A 1,586-nucleotide genomic window follows, 5' to 3' on the forward strand; every position below is an offset into this window, starting at 1 on the left:
AGGCGCCGCTGGCCCTGCTCTGGCTCCTGCTGCTGTGCGCCGCAGCCCGCCCGCAATGGGTCGGCGAGCCGCTGCCGCTGCCGGCCAGCGGCCGCGACCTGCTGCTGGCGGTGGATGTCTCCGGCTCCATGGATTACGCCGACATGCTCTGGGACGACGAGCCGATCAGCCGCCTGGAACTGGTCAAGCGCCTGCTCGGCGACTTCATCGAGGACCGCCGCGGCGATCGGGTCGGCCTGATCCTGTTCGGCAGCCAGGCCTACCTGCAGGCGCCGCTGACCTTCGACCGCCACACGGTGCGCACCTGGCTGGACGAGGCGCTGATCGGCATCGCCGGCAAGAACACCGCCATCGGCGACGCCATCGGCCTGGCCGTCAAGCGCCTGCGCCAGCGCCCGGCGCAGAGCCGCGTGCTGGTGCTGATCACCGATGGCGCCAACAACGGCGGCGAGATCGAACCGCTGACCGCCGCGCAACTGGCCGCCGAGGAAGGCGTGCGCATCTACACCATCGGCATCGGCGCCGATCCGCAGCAAAGCGGCGTGCTCGGTGCGCTCGGCTTCAGCACCCTCGACCTGGACGAAACCAGCCTGCGCGCCATCGCCGACGCCACCGGCGGCGAATACTTCCGCGCGCGCAGCCAGGCCGAGCTGAGCCAGATCGAGCTGACCCTGGATCGCCTCGAACCGGTCGCCCAGCAACCCACCCTGGCCCGCCCGGCCCGGGCGCTGTATGCCTGGCCGTTGGCCCTGGCACTGCTCGGCAGCCTGCTGCTGGCCAGCCGCACGCTCTGGCCGGACCTGCCGCAACGCCTGCGGAGGCGCGCATGAGCCTGCTCTGGCCGCAATGGCTGCGCCCGCTGTGGCTGCTGCTGGTGCCGCTGCTGGTCTGGCTGCTGTGGCGCCTGTGGCACCGCGAGCGGCAGAGCGGACGCTGGCAGCTGCTGCTGCCGGCCGCCTTTCATCAGACGCTGCTGGCGGGCGGCAACGGCCGTGGCAGCCGGCTGCCCTGGCTGGCCCTCGGCCTGGCCTGGCTGCTGGCCGTGCTGGCGCTGCTCGGGCCGAGCTGGCAGCGCGTCGAGCAGAGCAACCAGAAGCCGGCCGACCCGCTGCTGGTGCTGCTCGAACTGACGCCGCAGATGCTCGCCGCGGACGGCCCGCCGAACCGCCTGGAACAGGCCCGGCGCAAGCTGCTCGACCTGCTCGAAGCCCGGCGCGACGCGCAGACCGCGATCATCGTCTACGCCGGCAGCGCGCACAGCCTGGTGCCGCTGTCCGACGACCTGGCCACCAGCCGCAACCTGCTCGAAGCGCTCAAACCCTCGCTGATGCCCGAACCGGGCCGGCGCGCCGACCTGGCCGTGGCGCGCGGCCTGCAGTTGCTCGAGCAGGCGCAACTGGGCCAGGGCCGCCTGCTGCTGATCACCAGCGCGCTCGACGAGCAGGAACGCAGTGGCATCCGCCAGGCGCTGGAACGCCGTGCCACACCGCTGCTGATCCTCGGCATCGGCAGCCGCGAAGGCGCGCCGGTGGTGCAGGAGGACGGCAGCTTCCTCAAGGACGAGCGCGGCGCCATCCTCATCCCGC

The 1,586-nt window shown here is 72.5% G+C and carries 2 protein-coding genes; both read left to right on the forward strand.

The window, feature by feature from the left end:
• A partial coding sequence (locus N878_RS19960; protein ID WP_021445317.1) for a VWA domain-containing protein occupies positions 1-830 on the forward strand: 830 nt, incomplete at its 5' end.
• The coding region (locus N878_RS19965) for a VWA domain-containing protein (RefSeq protein WP_021445318.1) at positions 827-1,586 on the forward strand (760 nt) is incomplete at its 3' end. The genes N878_RS19960 and N878_RS19965, both read left to right, overlap by 4 nt.

The organism is Pseudomonas sp. EGD-AK9 (genome assembly GCF_000465935.2).
Lineage (GTDB): Bacteria > Pseudomonadota > Gammaproteobacteria > Pseudomonadales > Pseudomonadaceae > Aquipseudomonas.